This is a genomic window from Desulfogranum marinum (assembly GCF_016918565.1).
Lineage (GTDB): Bacteria > Desulfobacterota > Desulfobulbia > Desulfobulbales > Desulfobulbaceae > Desulfogranum > Desulfogranum marinum.
Genome location: NZ_JAFFQD010000215.1, coordinates 1 through 249 on the forward strand (window position 1 = coordinate 1; position 249 = coordinate 249).

General features: G+C 49.4%; 1 protein-coding gene. It reads left to right on the forward strand.

The window, feature by feature from the left end; genetic code table 11:
• On the forward strand, positions 1-249 hold a 249-nt coding region (locus JWH17_RS23525; RefSeq protein ID WP_205225123.1), incomplete at both ends, for a transposase.

Genomic DNA, 249 nt, shown 5'->3' on the forward strand with positions numbered 1-249 from the left:
AAAAAATAACAGCGTCGCTTCGCTCCGACCACCTGGCCAGTTTCACTGGAATAGGTGGCCGGAATCACGTGGACTGACTGGCCGGTTTCGACTGGAATGGGTGGCCGGATTCAGTGGAATACGCATCCTTGTTGTTATTGGTGTCACCGAGCAAGGGAGAAAAGAATTTATTGCCATTGAAGATGGCTTTAGAGAGTCAGAGCAAAGTTGGTCTGAGTTGTTATTGAGGGTGAAAGCTCAGGGGCTGAA